The sequence below is a fragment of the Paenibacillus sp. J31P316 genome (genome assembly GCF_056269105.1).
The window spans coordinates 151,346-171,026 of record NZ_JBWDNI010000010.1 but is presented as its reverse complement, the minus strand read 5'-3'; the positions used below and the strand labels follow the sequence as shown (position 1 = coordinate 171,026).

Here is a 19,681-nt window from a genome sequence, read left to right as displayed (position 1 = left end):
TAGATGAATTCGCTTGTTAGCTCATTCAAAAAACTAGCTTGCGAAACGTTAATTTCGCGATTTATGACCTTTTGACAGGTCGCTCATTGTTCAGTTTTCAAGGAACAAATTGTTTCTAATTTCTCGTCCAAGCCTCTCGGCCCGGAATTAGAATATATCATATTTCAAAACCGTTTGGCAAGTTTTATTTTTCAACTTGTTGCGATTTCGATCACCGTTTCGACGTGTCCGTCTCGGCCGGAATTAGAATATACCATAGATCATTTTGGACATGCAAGCTTTTTCTCGGAAAATGTCGAAAGAACTTTCAAAGCCTCTTTTTCGCTACAACCGCCTTCTTTCCTTTTAACACAAAAAGACTGCCAAACGGCAGTCTTAGCGGATCGGAATGACATAACGGCTAGGCCAATAAACGAAGGAATTCGCGCATGAAGCCCGGCAGGTCCGGCCAAGCGTGACCGGAGACCAGCTTGCCGTCCACATGAAGCGTGTCTGTCGCATAGCGGGCTCCCAAGCGTTCTACATCCAAACGACATGCCGTGTAGGCTGTCATCGTGCGTCCTTCGAAATAGCTTGTATCCTTCAAAGCAGCGAATACTTGCACGCCGTGGCAAATCGCTCCGATCGGTTTATCCGACTCAAGGAAATGACTAAGGATTCGCGGAAGGTTCGCATCCCCTCTAATGTATTCGGGCGCTCGTCCACCGGGTATGAGGAGTGCGTCGTATTGGGCTGGGTCCACGTCCGCGAACGCGATATGGGCAGGAAGCAGATGAGCCGGTTTCTCGGTGTAGGTGTCCCAGCCATCGATGAAATCATGCACGACCGTGTGCAGCACTTTCTTTGCCGGAGCGGCGATGACGGCTTCATAGCCTTCTTCAAGCACGCGATAATAAGGATAGTAAACCTCGAGCACTTCTGCTGCGTCTCCGGTGACGATGAGAATGCGTTTGGACATGATATCGCTCCTCTTCAATAATGTCAGGCACTCTTTCCATTATGAAGAACCTCCCATTTTATGTATACGGGTGGATTTTGACGCGTTATGTCGAAACTGCCCCGCTTCTAAAATAAGAAAAGACGCCGAGTTTGCCTCGACGTCTTCGTTTGGTTTGCAGAGTCAGATTCAGTTTAATTCGAAATCGCTGAAGAACTGCGCTTTATTCGCGCCGTCGATCGCTAGCAAACCGTTCATGGCCGTCGGGGAGATTTTGAAATGCGTCTCGTCCGCTTTCGCCGCGACCGCTTCGACATTGGCCATTTGAAGCTGCCAATTGAGGTTCGTTACAAGATCGTCCATATCCATATAGGCCGATTCCAACACAATCGATGCCGTGTGTGTTCCGTCGTTCACCGTAAACGTCCGGTTCTTACTCGTATCCTCGTCCGTGCCCGTAAAATGGCTGTCCGCAAATAAACGGGAATAATCATCGCCCAACGTCACGGATGCCTGAGTACCGGTTGCGAACGTCATGATGTAGAATGTATCTCCATATCCAAAGGCCGTGAGCGTGCGCAGCCCCAAGTCGATGCCGTGATCATTGCAGTATTGTTGGATAAAGCTCTCCACAGCCGAACCTACGGCCTGTCCCGTCGTCAACCCATTGAGCGGAATGTCCCAATTAAGGTCGATCGGAATCGTGACCTTCCCGTCGCTGATCGTGAAATGCACGGGGTGCTGACCGAAATTCGCGTCCGCAATCGTTTTGCTTTGGCCTCTTGCTTGATCCTCGTACACGGTTTCGTAATCGAAACTCGAGACCGCCAGGCTCGGCAAGAATCGAAGCGCGACGATTGCAGCTTCCGCTTGGACCAGCTTGGCTTCATTCGCGACAAGCGCTTGCTGATCGGCCGTAAGCGCATCGAAGGCGCTTCTTGCCGCGTTGACCTCCGCTCGATCGTCCAACGTAATGTCGCCGGTATCCGGCAGAGCCGCTATCAGTGCCGTGACTGGCGCCGCGGCTTGGACGTCGGCGTCATGCTGAGCTTGAAGCTCAGCGATGCGGGCGATATCGGCCGAAAGTGTAGTTTGGTTCGTTACTAGCCCCTGCTGCGCCAGAGTCAACGCGTTGAAAGCATCATTTGCTTCGTTAACGGCTGTCGCGTCGGACAGCTTGAGGTCGGCCGTTGCCGGCAGAGCGGCGATTAGAGCCGTAACGGCATCCGCTGCGGCTTTGTCCGCCTTCATTGCGCCGATTCGAGCCACCGCAGCCGTAAGCGAGCTTTGGCTTTGACTCGGGACAAGGGCTTGCTGCGCGAGCGTCAAATCGCCGAAAGCGTCATTCGCGGCGTACACGGCTGCTTCATCCGTTAGAACCAGACTGGCAGCAGCAGGCAAGGCATCGATTAGACGGGTCACGGCATCCGCGGCAGCTTTGTCCGCTTTGAGCTCGGCAATCCTTGCGATGGCAGTCGTCAGGACTTCATCGTTCGTGACGAGCGCTTGCTGCGCGTTAGACAACGAGTCGAAGGCCATCTTCGCCGCGTTAACGGCTGATTCGTCTGTCAACGCGAGGCTTGCTGCAGCCGGAAGTCCGGCGATCCGTGCGATGACGGCATCTGCCGCCAGCTTGTCCGTCTGAAGTTCGGCGAGTCGGCTAATAGCGCTTGCCAACACCGCTTGATTGTTTACGAGCGCCTGCTGTCCCGGCTTTAACGCGTCGAAGGCATTCTTCGCTTCGTTAACGGCTGTCGCGTCGGACAGCTTGAGGTCGGCAGTTGCCGGCAATGCGCCGATTTGAACGATAACTTCATCCGCTGCTTGTTTGTCGGCTTTCAATGCTTGAATCCGGGATACGGAGTCGGTCAGCTTGCTTTGGCTTTGCGCAGGTACGAACGCTTGCTGCGCGGCAGTCAACGCGTTAAACGCAGCTTTCGCATCTTGTACGGTTGCTTCATCGCCCAGCGACAAATCCGCTACGGCCGGCAGTGCTGAAATTAGAGCCGTGACGACATCCGCTGCAGCCTTGTCCGCCTTGAGCTCAGCAATGCGGGATAACGCATCCAGCAAGGCATCATGCTCCGCCGTCGGAACTAGGGCTTGTTGTACGGCATTCAAATCGCCGTAAGCTTCGTTCGCACGGTTAACGTCCGGCTCGTCCTCCAGCGTCAAATCCGCATGATCCGGCAATGCCGCAATGAGGGCGATAACCGCGTCCGCAGCAGCTTGATCAGCCTTAAGTTCGGCTATCCGCGCAGCGGCATCCGATAATTTGACTTGATTCACGGAGGTTACTAATGCTTGCTGAGCCGCCGACAAGGCTTTAAAAGCAGAAACCGCGGCCTCGACAGCCTTCCCATTCGCCGCCAATGTCAGATCCGCGGTCACGGGAAGCGCAGTGATCAGCGCCGTTACCCGATCCGCTGCTTGATGGTCGATTTGCGCTTGCGTCAAGCCGGGAGAGGGGTTGATTGCGGCTCCGTTCTCGTCCAGCATCCGGTTCGGCTGTCTATCGAACGTCGAGCCGGCTCGCGCCGCGCCGCTCATTCGGACGGTCTCGATCGTGCCTCCGCCGACAACTTTGACGGCTGCTTGCAGCACCAGGTTCACGATATCCGCCTCGCTGCCCAACTGCAATACATTTCCCGCGGCATCCCGGATGACCGTAATATTCTGAACGCTTCCGCTCGGGATGTCGATACGGACCTTGACGCCCGACACGTCAACATCTTCGAACGAGCCGAGCAGCGTAACCGAAGTACCCTCCGCGAGCATCCCGCTTAATTGAACGTCGGTAAAGCCCGCGCCCGTTATTTCGGATTCCTCCAGCGTTGCCTCTGTCTGCAAAACAACCGAAGCAACCGTCGTCGTCCCTTCGGCGACGATGCGAACGGTCCCTGCCGCTTTGTCCACGACGATCGTAAGCAAGATCGAATCCTCGAAATGGATGCTATGAGCTCCGCCGCCCTGCACCAGCGTCGTTCCGTGCACCGTGACATGGTCCAAGACGGCATCGCCTTCCCCGATTCCCGCGGCAAACGTAATATTCCCTTCAATTACGGTGTTGCGCAGCGTGACGCCCGGCGCCGAGATGATGACGTCGCCTTTGATCGTTTGCGTGCCTGCCGCAGGTCCAAAAGTGCCTGCCTTATCGAACGTGACCGGAGCGGCCTTCGTTGTAAGGGCATGGCTCAAAATAACGACGGCCTCGGCGCGCGTCGCTTGGTTCGCGGGTCTGAACGACTTGTCTTCATAGCCTTGCATGATGCCCTTTGCTTGGACGGCTCCGATCGCGCCTTTGCTCCATGCCGGCAGCGACGCCGCGTCTTGGAAGACATCGGCTTCCTCGGCTGCCGGAGCCAGTCCCAGCAATCGCTCCACGATCAGCGCGATTTCTTGACGGGTAATCGGCGCATTCGGGTGGACGGTGCCGTCCTGAAAACCATTTATGTACCCTGCCGTGACGGCTTTCTGAATATCCGCGTAGCTCCAGTCTCCCGCTGTCAAATCCTTGAATGCCGCGCGGCCGGTCGCCTTAAACCCGAACGCTCGGTTCACGAGCGCCGCGAACTCTGCCCGCGTCACGGCTTTGTCCGGCTGGAAGCTGCCATCCGAGTAACCACCGATTAATCCTTGCGAGATCCATTGCTGGATATCCTGCTCCGCCCAATGGCCCGTGATATCCGCGTTGCCGCCCTGTGCGGCTGCGGCTCCATTCGCGGCGCCGACCATGGACAGCGACAGCGACCCTGCCAGCGTTAGGCTGATCATTTTTTTGGATACATGTTTCATTCCGTTCCCCCACCTTAAATTGTGACTGACTTCGCTGATGATAAAGTGCAAGCCGTTCGTTAATCGTTCGACATCAGACAAGAAATACCTCTAATAAATGGCGAAATTTGTCGAATGATGACGCAATGGGAAAAGGCTGCATGGGGGTACGAAGATACGCGGGTCCAGGTGAGCGAGATGAACAGGCTGAGTCCCTGAGCGCTCTTCGAGGCATGGAGGGGACGCCGCGTCCCCCTATTTGCGTTCCACCTGAAGATACGAGACATCCTTTACGGTGTACGCATCTTTAATTCGTTCCTCGGAGATGACGTTCAGCTTGACGAGCTGCGAGATTTTGGCGGTGTCCGGGCTCGACAGGAGGCGCCATAGCTCCAGGTCCGGCAACGCTTGGAACAACTTGGTCTCGTCGTATTCTTTCCTCCGCTGGGCAACCACTTTGACGCTGTATCCGCCAAAATCGGCCGCCGTCGTCTCGTTCTCCGCGCAGAAAGCCAGAATCTCGTTGCGCAGCGCGGCCAGCTCCAGCTCGATCTCCTTCTGCTTCTTTTTCAACCTGTAATAGCTTCGCACCTTTTCGTTCAATCGCTTCACGCTCCCTTCGTTCATATATATGCCGGCGCAAGGAGCGATAGAGCGAAGTAGAACAATCGGGAGCAAGAGAACCCAATTCGCTTTCGGAGGCGCTCGGTGCTCCGGGAACGCGAAAACAAATTAGGCGTCGCATAAAAAAACGGCCTGCGCTTCGATTGCGCAAGCCGGCATCCCTTGTCGGATTAACTAAGTTTCACGAACTGACAGTCCAACAGCTCCGCGACTTTACGAAGCAAGGAGGCTCGATGACCGACGGACATCGCGCAGTGATGGGTCGGCGCTTCTTGGAACCACTTTGCCATGTAGTCGTCCGGATGCATGCCGAAGCGTACCGGCGTCTGCGTATTGCCGATTTGCATGATCGGACCGTTGGTCGATTCGCCTTCGCCCACGATCATTTTGAGGCGTCCCGTACCGGTCTGCGTCATGTTCAGCGTCGTAACGGGACCCGACCGAACCTTTGCTTCGACGGAAATGCCGGTGCCCATTTTACCATGATACAGTCCCATGCCCCTCAGGATCGGCTTGCCGTCCGAGATCGCGATATGGAACGGTCCGTCGTGGCCGAGCAAAATCGTTCCGTCGACGTAATCCACGACTACGATTTCCGAAAAGCTGCCGCCGATGCCGAGCAAATCGCAGATCTTCATCGCGAGCGCCGTCTTCAAGTCCCCTTCGCCCGCGCACGGGATACCCTGCGCGGTGAGTAGCGAATGGCCGAGAATCATGCCGGCCTGCAGCTTCTCGTATTCATTGCCCGCGCTGCCATGATAATAGTAGGTCAGCGCATCGAGATCGTACTCCCTCACCAGCTTCTCCAGCGCCACGGCAACCGTGCATGCCCACTGCAGCTGCTCCTCCGTCGGCTTCTTCGCGATCGGGTCGGACGGCGAATCGCCGCTGATCTCGAACATGGCGGCAACGTCGCTGCGCTTGGCCGCGACTTCTTCGTCCGTGACCTTCCCCATCATGCGGTCCAGGTCGCACATCTCCAGAATCTCCACGTGCAGCCCCGACTGGGCCTGCATCATCGTGAAGTCGCTGTACATGTCCAGCATACCGTTGTATGTGTTGCCGAGGAAACCGAACCGGCTGTGGCGAAGCGTTCGGACGACGCCCGCTCCCCGGATCCATTCGGCGATTTCGCCCCATGCCCGAATCGCCTCCGGACGGTCGCAGGTCCGCTCGTCCGCGAGCGAGATGGCCGGCGTCGATTCCAAGCCCAACAGTCCGTTGACGACGCGGAACGGTATGTTTGCCCGACTGAACGCGTTGGCGATTTCGGGTACAGGACAGGCCCCGCAATGCGCGAGCCACTCTCCCGTCGTTGTCGTATCGTAATCGATTCGGGCGGTCGGCTGCAGATTCAGGACGATGACCGGCTTCGTACATAGCTGATGGACCGGGAGCACCGCGCTGCTCGTGGAGTAGGTGGCGGAATGACAGAACACGATATCCACGTTGCGCTCGTTGAACCATTCGCCCGCTTCGCGCGCCGTGCCTTCCGTGTCGACCAAGCCGAAGTTGTGTACTTCGCCGAAAGCGCCCATCCGCTCCTCAATGAACTCCCCGTAGCCGATCAGCCTTTCTCGCAGTCCCGGAAACTGGTTCCAATACTCCCGCAAACCGATCGAGTACAACCCTACCCTCGCCCGTTTGCCCGGTTTGATTATGTTACGAACCGCCTCTTCAGCTGTCATCGCACACCGCTCCCCACTCGTCGCCATTTTGTTTTCCTGCTACTATTGTAGGGCAAGCGTAGTCTGCGTTCATCCCATGAACTTGCTCAAAAATAACGGATTGTTGCGGAGGCGGATACAGGTGGAAAGCGTCTATTTGAAGGCCGTCTACAACTGGACGGAAGCGTCGGTTACCATCGTGGCGACCCCAAGCCCGGAGGCAAAGCAGAGCTTCTTCTATATGCAGGAGGCAGGGCATTACTTCAGCCTGCCCGGTTATATGACGGAGCGCGAGCACTTGGATTCGTTCCTGATCGTGTTCACGACCGGCGGGCGAGGAAGGCTGGCGTATGGGAACGCGACTTATGAGCTGCGTCCGGGACAAGCCTTCTTCATCGACTGCATGAAGCGCCAATGGTACGCGACGGATCCGAACGAGCTGTGGGAGCTGCATTGGGTTCACTTGAACGGCGCGACGACGCGCGGCTATTGGGACCTCTTCATGAAACAGAACCGCGGTCCCGTTGCCGACCTTGGCATCGATGCCGGGGTGCCGCAGTTGATCGAGAGGCTGCTGCGGCTGCAGGAGCAGCGGGACCTGCATACGGAGATCATCGCCTCGGAGCTGCTGCTTCGATTGCTCACCACCCTCTTGATCCAAGGCGATACCTCGCTTCCGGCGGCCGCGGAGGCGCGAATGCCCGCTTACATTAAGGAGCTGCGAACGCTGCTGGAGACGCGTTTTGCCGAAACGGTCTCCCTGGACGGGCTCGAGCGGACATTCGCCGTCAGCAAATATCATCTGCAGCGTGAATTCAAGAAGCATATCGGTCTATCGCCCAATCAATACGCCGTCAGTCTGCGCATCACGCATGCCAAACAGCTCCTGAAGCACTCCGACCTGGCCGTCGGCGACATCGCCCTTCAGGCCGGCTTCGACAATGTCAGCCATTTCATCCATATGTTCAAGAAGAGAGAAGACACGACTCCGCTCGCTTACCGGAAACGCTGGAAACTGCGGTTGTAACCGTCCGGCGCGCAGCCCCTCATCAGGTCGACTGTAGTGGAAAAGCGCAAAAGAACAAACGCGTCCTTATTTTTTCGCGCGACTGGTAACTTTTGTATCTCCCTTTGCTATACTTGCCCTAAGCAATGATAAGGAGGATGAAGATGACGCATTACGAAACGCTCAAGGCGCGGTTCACGTCGGATGCCCCGCCGCGGAGCCTGTTTCCGCTGCTGTGGCTGCACGGCGACGAACGCGAAACGGAAGAGGTGCTGCGCGCCGAAATCAAAGCGATGGACGATGCCGGCAGCGGCGGCTTCGTCATCGAATCGCGGCCCCACAACGATTACTTGGGCGACGGGTGGTGGCGCGATCTCGACATATGCCTCGACGAGGCGAAGCGCCGCGGCATGGAGGTCTGGCTGTTCGACGAAGAATACTACCCTTCCGGCATCGCCGGCGGACGCGTGCTGGAACGGATGCCCCATTACCGCATGCAGGTGCTTGTGAAAGAAACCGCAACTCCGCAAGCTGAAACGAACTGGTCCTCGCTCGCGCTCGATTTCGATGAACTGCTCAAAATATGCGCGGTGCCGCTGAACGGCGGCAGCACGTCCGCCTTCGACAGCAGGGAAGCTTGGCTCGCTTGGAGCGCGGACCAAAATCCGCAGGCGTGGACGCTCCATTTTATCGGCACTAAGCCGTCCTGGAGCGGCCGGATGTTCGACAAGATGGTCGATTATTTCACCCCGGAAGTCACGGATTTGTTCCTTGAGCTGACTTACGAGCAGACGCGGCTTCGTTACCCGGAATACTGGGGCACGACGATCAAAGGGTTCTTCGGCGACGAGACGAGCTTCGAGAACTTCGGCTCCTATGACTATCTGTTCGGCGAGGAGACGCCTTGCATGCCGTGGTCGCGGATTTTACGAGAGCGCTTCCAGGAGATAAAGGGCTACGACTTGATGACGCGTGCGGAACTGCTCTGGATCGACGGGGACGAGCACGCGACCTCGACGGTCAGAACGGATTTCATGGATGTCATGACGAGATTGTTCAGCGAAAATTTCTTCGGCCGCATTCAGAACTGGTGCCATTCGCACGGCGTGCGGTTCATCGGCCACGTCGTCGAAGACAATCACGCCCATATGCATCACGGGTACGGACCGGGGCATTTCTTCCGGACGACGAAGCATTTTGACATGGGCGGTTACGATTTCGTCATCCGTCAGCTGGATTCCGAGCAGAAGCAACTTCCGTACGAGGAGCAGTATCCGCAGTTCAACGTTTACCGCGACGCGCCCTATCCGGCGTTTTTCCATTACACGCTGACCAAGCTGGCGCAGTCCGCCGCGCATCTGGAAGTCGGCACCGATCTCGTCATGTGCGAGAATTTCGGGGCATACGGCTGGGACCTCGGACTTCGGGAAATGAAATGGCTGACGGACTGGATGACGGTTCGCGGCACGAACTGGTATGTTCCGCATGCCTTCTCGCCGATATTCCCGGACCCGGACTGCCCGCCGCATTTCTTCGCCGGCGGCCGCAACCCGCAGTGGCCACACTTCCGCCAGTGGGGCGATTACGCCAACCGCTCCTGCCTTATGCTCAAGGGCGTGACGCACAAGTCCGAAATCGCCGTGCTTTATCCGGCGGAAGCGCACTGGGCAGGCGACAAGGATAATCTCGACGGCGTGTGCATGACATTGACGCGAAACCAGTATGATTTTGATATTCTATCCATGGACTTGCTGCTGGACGCCGGTCGCGCGGTGATCGAGGACGGCAAACTGAATGTCGGGCAGGAGTCGTTCGCCACGATTCTGCTGCCGAACATTCGCTTCATTCCCGCTCCCGTCGCCGCTAGACTGGAGGCTTACCGTCAGGCGGGAGGCCGCGTCCTACTGGTGACGGACGATGCTGCTATCGCGGATAAAGCGGAAGCTGCAGTCGGGGTGTTGGACGGTGCGGCAGCGGAGGTGGCTGTGGGAGCGGAACCGGCAGCGGCAGCGCAAACAGAAACCGCAGCGAACACGAAAAAGGAAACGGCGGGCGAAGCCTACCCTTCATGCAGCTTGCGTTCGCTGATCGGCGCACTGTCCGAACGCACCGCCCCCGGCGTGAGCCTGACGAAGCCGTTCGGAGATTTGACCTTCTGCCATTATTTCAAAGACGATACGCATATTTTCTTCCTCAACAATGAAAGTCTCTATGACGTCTTGGAGGATACCATCACGTTCCCGGCTGCCGGCGTGCCGGAGAGATGGCTGCCGATGACAGGCGCGATCGAGTCCTTCGTCGCCTACGATGCCGCGGAGGAAGGCGTCACTTTGCCTCTTCGGCTCGCGCCTTACGAAGCGTGCTTCTTGGTCATCCGCGCGGGGTCGGAGGACCATTCAACGCTTGCTCAGGTCGATCGGTCGTTGTGGTTCACCGCCAAGCAATCGGAAACGGGCAGCTGGTTCGAGCCCGTGGATGCCGGCACGCAAACGCTCGCCGATTGGAAAGCCGTCGAGATTCGCAGTTTGCTGGATTACGAAGCGCTTCCCGATGCCGCGTCGATCGATGCGGGCGACTGGATTGTCCACCCTGCGCTCGCGAAATTCAGCGGCAGCATCACGTACGAGACGATCGCGCGGTTAGAATCGACAGGCGGCGTCTATCGGCTCGACCTCTCGGAGGCCGGAGAAACGGCCGAAGCGGAAGCGAACGGCACGAAGCTTGGCGTCCGCCTATGCCCGCCTTATTCGTGGGACATTCCGGCCGGACTGCTCCAGGACGGGGACAACCGGATTCAAATCAAAGTGACGAACACGCTTGGCCCTTACTTCAGCGGCGATTCGTTCGGCCGCAAGACGCCGCATGCATCCGGTTTGACCGGGCAGGCGTCGCTGACGGCCGTGACGCATCGGATAATCAGGCAGTAGGCATTGCTCACCAAGCAGTAAGAAAGCTTCAACGCCAAACAAGCGGCTTCTCCCTTCGGGGACGAGGCCGCTTGTTATTTTCCACGTTGATGGTTGCCTGTGGTTCGCTTGCTGTAGTTCGCTTGCTATCGTTTGCTTGCTATCACTTCGCATGCTATCGCCTATTCGCCGCTCGAACCATTATTTCGTATGCTCCGCGATCATGGCCATCTTCAGCTCCCAAGCCGCATCGCTGAGGTTGACGCGATATTCCGCCGGATTCGTCTTGCGCAGCACCTGCGGCCAAAACAACGCAAGCTGCCCGCGATGATAGCTGCGCGCTTCATCCAAGGTCGGAAGCTCGTAAACCAGTTCTCCGTCTCGAAACACGGCGGTCAGCAGCGGCACGGCATCGTAACGTTGCACGACCTTCTGGATGTAATGATGGATCGGATCGAACAACCGCAGCGGCTCCTCCGTGTCGAGCGGGCCTTCCTCGGTCAGCGTCAAATAATCGCCTTCCGCTATCCCGGTCTCGCGATTGACGATCCGGTAGATATCCTTGCGCCCCGGCGTCGTTACCTTCTCGGGATTACCCGAAATTTTGATCACGGGGATGAGATCGCCGTCCTTCTCCCGCGCCACCAGCTTATACACGCCGCCAAGCGACGGCTGGTCGCCGGAAGTAATGAGCTGCGTGCCGACGCCCCAAACGTCGATCTTCGCCCCCTGGCCCTTCAAGCTGAAAATAATCCCTTCATCCAAATCGTTCGACGCGACGATGCCGACGTAATGCAATCCCGCTTCGTCCAGCATGCGCCGCGCTTCCTGCGACAGATAAGCCAAATCGCCGCTGTCCAGCCGGATCCCGTTCATCTTTTTGCCCTGCTTCTTCAGCAGCTTCCCGATTCGGATCGCATTCGGCACGCCGCTTCGCAGCGTATCGTACGTATCGACGAGCAGCGTCACTTGATCGGGCAGCGCCTCCGCGTATTTGCGGAACGCCTCTTCTTCGCTGTCATGTCCCTGCACCCAAGCATGGGCGTGCGTGCCCTTGGTCGGAATGCCGAAGAGCATGCCCGCGCGCAAATTCGACGTGGCATGGAATCCGGCGAGGTACGCCGCTCTCGCTCCCCAGACGGCAGCATCGGCTTCCTGCGCTCTCCGCGTTCCGAATTCCAGCAAGCCGTCATCCCCGGCTACCTGCTTGATCCGCGATGCTTTCGTCGCGATCAGCGTTTGAAAGTTGACGAAGTTCAAGATGGCCGTCTCGATGAGCTGCGCCTCGAAGATCCGCGCCGTAACGCGAAGGAGCGGCTCGTTCGCGAACACGATCGTCCCTTCCGGAACGGCATCCAGCTGCCCCGTAAACCGGAATTCCCGCAGCGCGTCCAAAAACCCCTCCGTGTATCCCTCTTCCTGTTCGCGGAGGAACGCGATCTCTTCATCCCCGAAACGGAGGCTTTGAATATAGCGGACCACCCGCTCCAAGCCGGCGAATACCGCATAGCCGTTGCCGAACGGAAGCTTGCGGAAATAGACCTCGAATACGGCCTGCTCGTTATGCGAGCCTTGAACCCAATGCGCGTACATCATATTGATTTGATATTTATCGGTATGCATGGTCATGTTGTCGCTCATGTATGTCACTCTCCCTTAGCTTGCTATCTGTTGTCCGTCTCTATAAACGGCAGCGCCCAGCGATCCCGCGAAATGCGTCAGCGCCCAATCATGTCCCATCGCATTGAAGCTTGCGACTGCATCGGCATGCACGATGATCCGAAAGCCTTTATTATAAGCGTCGACGGCGGTGTGCAGGACGCAGATATCGGTGCAAACGCCAACCAAATGCAGCTCCCGAATGTCGCGCATGCGCAGCTGCAATTCCAGATCCGTGCCGCAAAAAGCGCTGTAGCGCGTTTTGTCCATCCAGTAGATACGATCACGGTTGGCTTCGTGGACCTCCTTCAGCTTGCCGTACAAATCCCGACCGCTCGTGCCTTCAATGTTATGCGGCGGGAACAGCTTATGCTCGGGATGCAGCACATCCCCTTCCTTGTGCAGGTCGACGGCCATCACGACGAAATCTCCTTGTCCCGCGAACTGCTCCGTCAATGCCGCGATGCGATCCTCGATATCGATCGCCGGCTGGCCGCAGGGCAGCTTGCCGACCACGAAGTCGACGGTGTAATCGATGACGATGAGTGCTTTCATTTGAAAATCCCCCTTCACAAGTAGCTTGGATAAGATAGTCATGTGCCCGGAGGGCGGTACGGGGTCGGAACAGTGAAGTCTATGCTTACGAAGCCGGTGAATGCTGCATTCCCTGTCATTCGACAGTGAACGCAACCCAATCACCTTAAGCGCTCGCCTTTGTAACCGGACTTATACCGCTAAATCTTTTAATAAATAAGTCTGGTTACAACAGCGAGTGGAGATCCGTACCGCCCGCAGGGCATGCCCATAGCCTTAGCTATAGATCGATAGCTGCGGCACATAATCCGTAAACCGATACAACTGCGCCGCCCGCTGGGAATGACGATTGGACTGCTTCAGCTCGCCCTTGCTGTCGCGCGCTTCTTCGATAATGCCTTCGCGGCTCCGCGTCGAGGTGATTTTGCGAATGAAATTCCGTTCCTCGAACTCCGGCACGACCGCTTCGATGACCTGGTACAGCTCGCCGATCGTGAACTCCTCCGGCAGGAACGACTTGGCGATCGTCGTCGTCAGCATCTTGACGCGGATTTGATGCAGCGCATCCGCCAGTATTTCCCGATGATCGAAAGCCAGGTTCATCCGCAGCGCCTCCTCTACCGGGAACAGCCGCACGTCCGCGGCATCGTCCGCCGCCCGCCGGTTCGCCAGCGCATGCTCGTGCACGAGCGCGAAGAACGCGTGGGAAATCATCCAGCCCCGGGGGTCTCGTCCCGGCGTGCTGTAAGCGCCGTAATATTCGATATGCACATCGGCGACGCCCGTTTCTTCGTGCAGCTCGCGCAGCGCGCTGTCGAGCAGCGTCTCCGTTTCCTTGGAGAATCCGCCCGGAAGCGCCCATTGTCCTTGAAACGGCCAGGCCTTGCGCTGAATGAGCAGCACCTCCAGCTGCCGAAGCGGCAGCGATTTCTTCGCGGTGTTGCGTTCCTTCGAGGTAATCGTGAAAATGACGATGTCGGCCGGTGCGCCGTCGGGCGTGCGGTACCGGTTGGCGGAGTAGTTCGCCGCCTCGTCAATCGGTTCGTTCATGGGCGAATCACCTGCTTTGCTTCTGATTATTATATTGTCATTTTGACATAATCAAAATAAAAGTCAATAGGCGGCGTAAAAAAATCCCCTTCCCGAGCAAACGCTTCTACCTATCAGCGTTAACGGAAAGAGGAAATTTATGCATGCCGGACGTCGACGGCCTTTAAATACGCGCGTTCTGATCCGCTTATTTGGTAGATGGGGATTTTGCCGTTGCGCCGTTACCCGCTCTTGAACTCTTGCTTGCAGCGGCAGCCGGAGCCGCTCCGTCTGCATTCTTGGTGCCCTTGCTCTTATACGGCTTCGGCGCATTCTTCAACCGATTCGCGCTCGCCTGCCAGCGGTTCCAGCCCTTCTTGTCCGTGCCGCGGCCCGTGCCGCCCTTGCTCTTGGCCATGCTCGGCCTACCTTCCGGACAAAGAAGACCAAGTGCTCTCGAGCCATTCGTCGAAGCCTTCTCCCTTGTCGCCCTCGTAAATATCGTACACGTCCGTACGCATGTTTTTCAGCTTTTCTTTGAACGCTTCGTACGAATGGCCTGCCGGCAGGCTCTTCTTGATGCGAAGCAGAATTTTGCCCGTGCCCTTCACGAGCTCGTTCGTCTTCTTCACCGGACGCTCGGCTTGCACGCCCAGCTCCGTCAAGGCTTCGTGCGCGGCCAACTGAACTTGATGAACGGTATCGTTACTCACGATGCGAGTCAGCAAATCGACGGCCGGTTGTCCTCCCAGCTCCCGCAAGGCTTCCACGGCTTTCAGCCGCTCTCTCCAATTCGAAGTCCGGCTCGCGGCCCGCTTCAATTCCTCCATGCTCGGCGATGTTTCCGCTTGTTCCTCGGCCTGTTGCATGGCCTGTTCCTCTGTATGTTCCACTTTCATCAATCTCCCTTAGGTTATAGATCGGCTGTCCGGACAGCGCAGCGTTCGGCGTCTGCTGTCTGCTTATCAATTGCCAGCTAGTACCACGCTACCCTTTATTAAACCTAAAGTCAATGCCGCCCCCGGCATCCTACTGCTGATAAGCATCCGATAACCGCGGACCGCCGCCCGCTTCCAGCTTCGCGTTGGTGCGATACTGGCTCGGCGTCACGCCGTAGGCTCGCTTGAACTGCGTAAAGAAATGGCTTCGGCTGGAGAAGCCCGATTTCTCCATGATGTCCGCGATCGAATCGTCCGACGAGGCAACCAGCCGGCTGGCATATTGCAGCCGCTCGCCATTGATATAATCCGCGACCGAAATCAACCGATGCTTCTTGAATAGTTTGCCCAAATAGGGCGGAGACAGATTGACTTCCTCCGCGATCGCATCCAGCGACAAGCCGGGATTGGCCAGCTCCCGCTCCACGATCCGCGCGACGCATTCCAGCAGCTTCGTGTATCGGTTGTCTTTTCTCGCTTCCAGCTCAGAGGCCAAGCTGTCGAGCAGCGCGCCGTAATCCGCCAGGACATCTTCAATCGTCTCCAGCTTCTGCAGCTTCACCAGGTAGGCATTGAATTGAAAATCCACCTTCATCGCATGGTTGCTCTCCAGCACTTCGACCGCATGACGGATGAGCAGCAGCTGCCGGATGAACATCGAGTGAATGGCCGTATAACCATATCGGGATGCGCCTTGAGCCATCTCGCCGAGCAGCTGCTTCCCTTCCTGAAACCGTCCTTGCACGAGCGCCTCCGTCAATGCCTTCTCCTGTTCCGGCAGCAGCTGGACGTCTTCCGTGCGCACTTCGGTCAGATCGCTGAAGATCATGCAATTATGGCCGTACATCAGACGGTAATCGGACAGATCCGCCGTCTTCAAGTAATGGAAATCCAGCGCGCGCAGCGTCTCGAACGGCTCACTGAACGTGATCGATACGGAGAGGCGAAGGAATTGCTGCGTATGGGCTTGGAGCTGCTTCATGAGACCGACGAGCTCTTCATTCTCCGATGGTGCTTCAAGCGACGGCACATGAAGCAGAATGACGATCAAATCCTCATCCATGTCGATGCACTCATGCGCATAGCTCGGTCGCAGCAGCTCGTTCACGATATTGACGATGCCGAATTTCAACAAATCGCGATCGGCACGGTTATAGGCCGTGCAGAAATCCGAGAAACGGTCGATCTTCGCCAGCACGATCAAGCTGTGTTCGGCAGGGTTAAGCCCGATCTCATAACGCTGGAATTGCTTCGTAACGAAGTCCGGCGGAAGCAGTCCTTTGGCATGAACAAGCTTGCGCAGAAACTCCTGCTTCCGGTTGTACAATTCGTTGCGCTTCTCGGATTCCAGCTGCTTGTAATTATGAATGACGACGGACATGGGGACATACAGCCTTCGGGAGAAATAAAACGACAGCAGCATGCTGCCAATAATGAAGCACGCCACGAACAGGTACGTTTTCTGCCGCATATGCTCGATGTCCTTGATGATGTGCGCATACGGCGTCACGCTGACCAATTTCCAATCGAAGGCATCCGTGCTCACATAGGTAACGAAGGCGTCCACGCCGTCTACGTTCATGCGGAGGCTGCCTGCCCGGTCCTTGGCCGCGTTGATCTGCTGGATATACGCCTCGCCGTGCAAATCAGTGAGCAGCGGATGTTCGGCATCGGGAGACAAGAGACTGCCCCGGTTATCGATCACGAAGATGCGGCTGTCATCCCCTGCCGGGTTCTGCGCTTGGATGCTCTGGTTCAGCCACTCCTCCGATATGTTCAAGATGATGGCTTCGTTCACTTTGCCGCTCGTCAGCTGGGAGTCGAAGAACAAATACGAATAGACGTAAATGTCTTTCTTCGCGTCCGTCGATATGCCCGCCATGATATTCGGGATTTTGCGGAGCACGATGCTGTGGGACTTGTACGTCTCCATATTGTCCAAAATCGCGAAAATGCCCGGGTCGTCGAAATGTTCCCGGTCCTGAACGAACTGCGTTCTCGGTACGGTATACATGCTATCGCCGTTATAGACGTAGATCGATTGGAGGAAAGGGTAGATGTTCTTGTAGGATTGAAGCTTGGTCTGATACTTGCTGTAATCCTCCGCGTCGACGTCGGAATAGAGCAAGTCCTTGACGACATCGTCGAAGAAGGCCGTCGTCGAGACAGACTTCGCCGTCTGTTCGAGCGCGTTTACGTTATTGCTCGTGTTCTGGAGGTTCGCCAGCTGCTGGCCGTACACTTGCTTCAGGGCGAACCGTTCGAAGTTGCGGCTGAGCAGCGAGGATTGAAGGAACAGCAGCAGCACGGTGCTGACGAGGAAAGGAAGCAGGATCGTAAGGAAGAGCTGAAACGGGTTTTTCAGCACGAATGTACGCAACATCTTCGCCACACTCCTCTATTCCCAAGACTATCATAGAACGCGAAAGCGCTTCAATGCGAACAGGTAAAATCAGGAAAAAAGCCTCAATTGAGAACTTATGGACGGTTTGAGAACTGCCCGATCGCCAATCTTCGGACGAATTCGCAAGATGAGAAATTGTCAGCGAACCCCGTTTCTCCTATGATCGAATCATAACAGAGAGCGCTTACAAAATATGTAGCGGATTGCTGTAAACTACGTTTGGCTTGGAACGCAGCCCCATCCGCTTATAAGCAAAGGAGTTCGGACCGTGTACAAAACAGAAAAATCCGTTAAGCGCCCCTTCTTCGCGCCGTCGCGGCATGCCAAGAAGAACCTGCAGCTCACGCTGCTCGCCCTGCCGGCCATTCTTCTCATTCTTGTCTTTGCCTACGTGCCCATGGGCGGCGTCTTCATCGCGTTCAAGAACGTCAATTATACCGACGGCATCCTGCGCAGCCCGTGGGTCGGGTTCACCAACTTCAAGTTCTTCTTTACCTCGAGCGATGCGTGGATGGTCATCCGCAATACGCTGTCCTACAATATCGTCTTCATTGCCGTCGGCACCTTCCTGTCCGTCGTGTTCGCGATTCTGTTGAACGAGATCGTGAGCCGCAGATGGCTCAAGACGTACCAGACCGTCTTCTTCTTCCCGTACTTCTTCTCGTGGATCATCGTCGCCTACATGGCGTACTCCTTCATCGGCCCTTACGGGATCTTAACCTCCTGGATCAGCCAGCTCGGCATGGAATCGTTCGACTTCTACAGCGAGACGTGGATATGGCCGATCATGCTTACCTTCATTAATATTTGGAAGGGACTGGGGTATGTCAGCATTATATTCTACGCGGGCATCATCGGCATCCCGCACGAATATTTCGAGGCCGCGCAAATGGACGGCGCATCCAAGCTTCAGGCCATCCGCCATGTGACCATCCCGCTGATCATGCCGCTCATCACGATCATGACGCTGCTGTCGGTCGGCAAAATCTTCTATTCCGACTTCGGCCTGTTCTTCTTCGTGCCAAGAGAGGTCGGACAGCTGTTCCCGGTCACGCAGGTTATCGATACGTACGTGTACCGCATGCTGAAGGTGTCCGGCGACATCGGCATGTCCTCTGCCGTCGGCCTGTTCCAGTCCGTCATGGGCTTCATCGTCGTACTGCTTAGCAATTACGTCGTTCGGAAGATCGACGACGACAATAAATTGTTCTAGAAGGAGGCGATCCCATGCCGCTGAAGAAAAGAGCCCCGCAGCTCATCATTCATTTGGTCTTCATCCTGTTCGGTCTATCCTGCGTCATTCCGCTCGTATCCGTCCTGTCGATCTCGTTCAGCAGCGAGGTGGACATCATCAAGAACGGTTATCGCCTCATCCCGCATATTTTCGATTTCAAAGCGTATGCCTACGTGCTCTACCGTCCGGTTCAGCTGCTGAACGCGTTCAAAATTTCTATCCTGGTCAGCGTCATCGGCACTTTGCTGTCCGTGCTGTTCATGGCGGGAATCTCCTATGCACTGTCTCGTCATGACTATCGCTTCCGGAACGGACTCAGCTTCTTCGTCTTCTTCACGATGCTGTTCAACGGCGGACTCGTGCCCTCCTACATTCTGATCAGCAATTACCTGCATTTGAAAAACACGCTGTGGGTGCTTATTCTCCCTTACCTCGCCGTGCCGTGGTTTATCCTGCTGCTGCGCTCGTTCATGCAGAAGATTCCCCATGACATCATCGAGTCGTGCATGATCGACGGGGCCAACGAGTTTCGGATTTTCTATCAGATCATCCTGCCGCTCGCCAAGCCCGGCTTGGCTACGATCGCCTTGTTCACCATGCTGCAGTATTGGAACGACTGGTGGCTCAGCCTGCTCTATATTGAAGAGGAGCATCTCGTTCCTCTGCAATACATGCTCTACCGCATGATGAACAACATCTCCTTCTTGACCAGTTCCACGAACATGATGCCGCCGGGCATGAAGAACATGACCCTTCCGTCGGAATCGGCGCGCATGGCGATGGCGATTCTGGCTGCGGGACCGATGCTGGCCGTGTTTCCGTTCTTCCAGAAGTATTTCGTCCGCGGTCTTACCGTAGGCGCGATCAAAGGCTGATGCCGGCGCACGGGACACCGGGTGTGACCGAACGTGCTTGAACATGGCGGCTTCCGCCCCATTTCAGGATAAAGAAACGCAAATGACAAGGGAG

14 protein-coding genes are annotated in these 19,681 nt (G+C 56.5%); 4 read left to right on the top strand and 10 right to left on the bottom strand.

Annotated elements, in window-relative coordinates; genetic code table 11:
* Positions 1-400: 400 nt before the first annotated feature.
* From AC0YNU_RS23725 to AC0YNU_RS23710, 4 genes are all read right to left on the bottom strand, one after another.
* Entirely contained in the window at positions 401-958 is a 558-nt protein-coding gene (locus tag AC0YNU_RS23725; RefSeq protein ID WP_475761160.1) for a DJ-1/PfpI family protein, read from the bottom strand.
* Positions 959-1,126: 168 nt separating this feature from the next.
* Positions 1,127-4,732 carry an S-layer homology domain-containing protein gene (locus AC0YNU_RS23720; RefSeq protein ID WP_475761159.1) on the bottom strand — a complete coding sequence of 1,202 codons (3,606 nt, stop codon included), beginning with the start codon at positions 4,730-4,732 and terminating at the stop codon, positions 1,127-1,129.
* A 234-nt stretch (positions 4,733-4,966) separates the two neighbouring features.
* Complete coding sequence (locus tag AC0YNU_RS23715; RefSeq protein ID WP_475761158.1) at positions 4,967-5,314, bottom strand: hypothetical protein; 348 nt, start codon at positions 5,312-5,314, stop codon at positions 4,967-4,969.
* Between the two features lie 191 nt (positions 5,315-5,505).
* Positions 5,506-7,023: an L-arabinose isomerase family protein gene (locus tag AC0YNU_RS23710; RefSeq protein WP_475761157.1), complete on the bottom strand. Its 1,518-nt coding sequence runs from the start codon at positions 7,021-7,023 to the stop codon at positions 5,506-5,508.
* 121 nt (positions 7,024-7,144) lie between these two features.
* On the opposite strand from AC0YNU_RS23710, the gene AC0YNU_RS23705 reads away from it, so the two are divergent.
* Positions 7,145-8,029: a helix-turn-helix domain-containing protein gene (locus tag AC0YNU_RS23705; RefSeq protein ID WP_475761156.1), complete on the top strand. Its 885-nt coding sequence runs from the start codon at positions 7,145-7,147 to the stop codon at positions 8,027-8,029.
* Positions 8,030-8,172: 143 nt separating this feature from the next.
* Positions 8,173-10,935 carry a glycosyl hydrolase gene (locus AC0YNU_RS23700; RefSeq protein WP_475761155.1) on the top strand — a complete coding sequence of 921 codons (2,763 nt, stop codon included), beginning with the start codon at positions 8,173-8,175 and terminating at the stop codon, positions 10,933-10,935.
* Between the two features lie 180 nt (positions 10,936-11,115).
* Here the strand turns inward: AC0YNU_RS23700 and AC0YNU_RS23695 are convergent, their stop codons facing one another.
* The 6 genes from AC0YNU_RS23695 to AC0YNU_RS23670 all read right to left on the bottom strand — a co-directional run bounded on the left by AC0YNU_RS23695 (position 11,116) and on the right by AC0YNU_RS23670 (position 17,457).
* Positions 11,116-12,555, bottom strand: coding sequence for a nicotinate phosphoribosyltransferase (locus AC0YNU_RS23695; RefSeq protein ID WP_475761154.1), 1,440 nt, complete (start codon positions 12,553-12,555; stop codon positions 11,116-11,118).
* 15 nt (positions 12,556-12,570) lie between these two features.
* Positions 12,571-13,128, bottom strand: coding sequence for a cysteine hydrolase family protein (locus AC0YNU_RS23690; RefSeq protein ID WP_475761153.1), 558 nt, complete (start codon positions 13,126-13,128; stop codon positions 12,571-12,573).
* 255 nt (positions 13,129-13,383) lie between these two features.
* On the bottom strand, positions 13,384-14,157 hold the full coding sequence (locus AC0YNU_RS23685) for an NUDIX hydrolase (RefSeq protein WP_475761152.1): 774 nt from the start codon (positions 14,155-14,157) through the stop codon (positions 13,384-13,386).
* Between the two features lie 187 nt (positions 14,158-14,344).
* Positions 14,345-14,554, bottom strand: a complete 210-nt coding sequence (locus tag AC0YNU_RS23680) for a DUF3934 domain-containing protein (RefSeq protein WP_475761151.1) — start codon at positions 14,552-14,554, stop codon at positions 14,345-14,347.
* A 7-nt stretch (positions 14,555-14,561) separates the two neighbouring features.
* Positions 14,562-15,005, bottom strand: a complete 444-nt coding sequence (locus tag AC0YNU_RS23675) for a HEAT repeat domain-containing protein (protein ID WP_475761165.1) — start codon at positions 15,003-15,005, stop codon at positions 14,562-14,564.
* 160 nt (positions 15,006-15,165) lie between these two features.
* Positions 15,166-17,457 carry a helix-turn-helix domain-containing protein gene (locus AC0YNU_RS23670; protein WP_475761150.1) on the bottom strand — a complete coding sequence of 764 codons (2,292 nt, stop codon included), beginning with the start codon at positions 17,455-17,457 and terminating at the stop codon, positions 15,166-15,168.
* 289 nt (positions 17,458-17,746) lie between these two features.
* On the opposite strand from AC0YNU_RS23670, the gene AC0YNU_RS23665 reads away from it, so the two are divergent.
* The gene (locus AC0YNU_RS23665) at positions 17,747-18,691 is read left to right on the top strand and encodes an ABC transporter permease (protein ID WP_475761149.1); all 945 of its coding nucleotides are present in this window, start codon (positions 17,747-17,749) and stop codon (positions 18,689-18,691) included.
* Positions 18,692-18,705: 14 nt separating this feature from the next.
* Complete coding sequence (locus AC0YNU_RS23660) at positions 18,706-19,587, top strand: carbohydrate ABC transporter permease (RefSeq protein WP_475761148.1); 882 nt, start codon at positions 18,706-18,708, stop codon at positions 19,585-19,587.
* Positions 19,588-19,681: the final 94 nt, after the last annotated feature.

Excerpts from the sequence above, each read along its gene's own strand:
- AC0YNU_RS23725 (WP_475761160.1), bottom strand. The coding sequence starts at position 958 with ATGTCCAAACGCATTCTCATCGTCACCGGAGACGCAGCAGAAGTGCTC.
- AC0YNU_RS23720 (WP_475761159.1), bottom strand. The coding sequence starts at position 4,732 with ATGAAACATGTATCCAAAAAAATGATCAGCCTAACGCTGGCAGGGTCG.
- AC0YNU_RS23710 (WP_475761157.1), bottom strand. The coding sequence starts at position 7,023 with ATGACAGCTGAAGAGGCGGTTCGTAACATAATCAAACCGGGCAAACGG.
- AC0YNU_RS23700 (WP_475761155.1), top strand. The coding sequence starts at position 8,173 with ATGACGCATTACGAAACGCTCAAGGCGCGGTTCACGTCGGATGCCCCG.
- AC0YNU_RS23695 (WP_475761154.1), bottom strand. The coding sequence starts at position 12,555 with ATGAGCGACAACATGACCATGCATACCGATAAATATCAAATCAATATG.
- AC0YNU_RS23690 (WP_475761153.1), bottom strand. The coding sequence starts at position 13,128 with ATGAAAGCACTCATCGTCATCGATTACACCGTCGACTTCGTGGTCGGC.
- AC0YNU_RS23685 (WP_475761152.1), bottom strand. The coding sequence starts at position 14,157 with ATGAACGAACCGATTGACGAGGCGGCGAACTACTCCGCCAACCGGTAC.
- AC0YNU_RS23680 (WP_475761151.1), bottom strand. The coding sequence starts at position 14,554 with ATGGCCAAGAGCAAGGGCGGCACGGGCCGCGGCACGGACAAGAAGGGC.
- AC0YNU_RS23675 (WP_475761165.1), bottom strand. The coding sequence starts at position 15,005 with ATGCAACAGGCCGAGGAACAAGCGGAAACATCGCCGAGCATGGAGGAA.
- AC0YNU_RS23670 (WP_475761150.1), bottom strand. The coding sequence starts at position 17,457 with ATGTTGCGTACATTCGTGCTGAAAAACCCGTTTCAGCTCTTCCTTACG.
- AC0YNU_RS23660 (WP_475761148.1), top strand. The coding sequence starts at position 18,706 with ATGCCGCTGAAGAAAAGAGCCCCGCAGCTCATCATTCATTTGGTCTTC.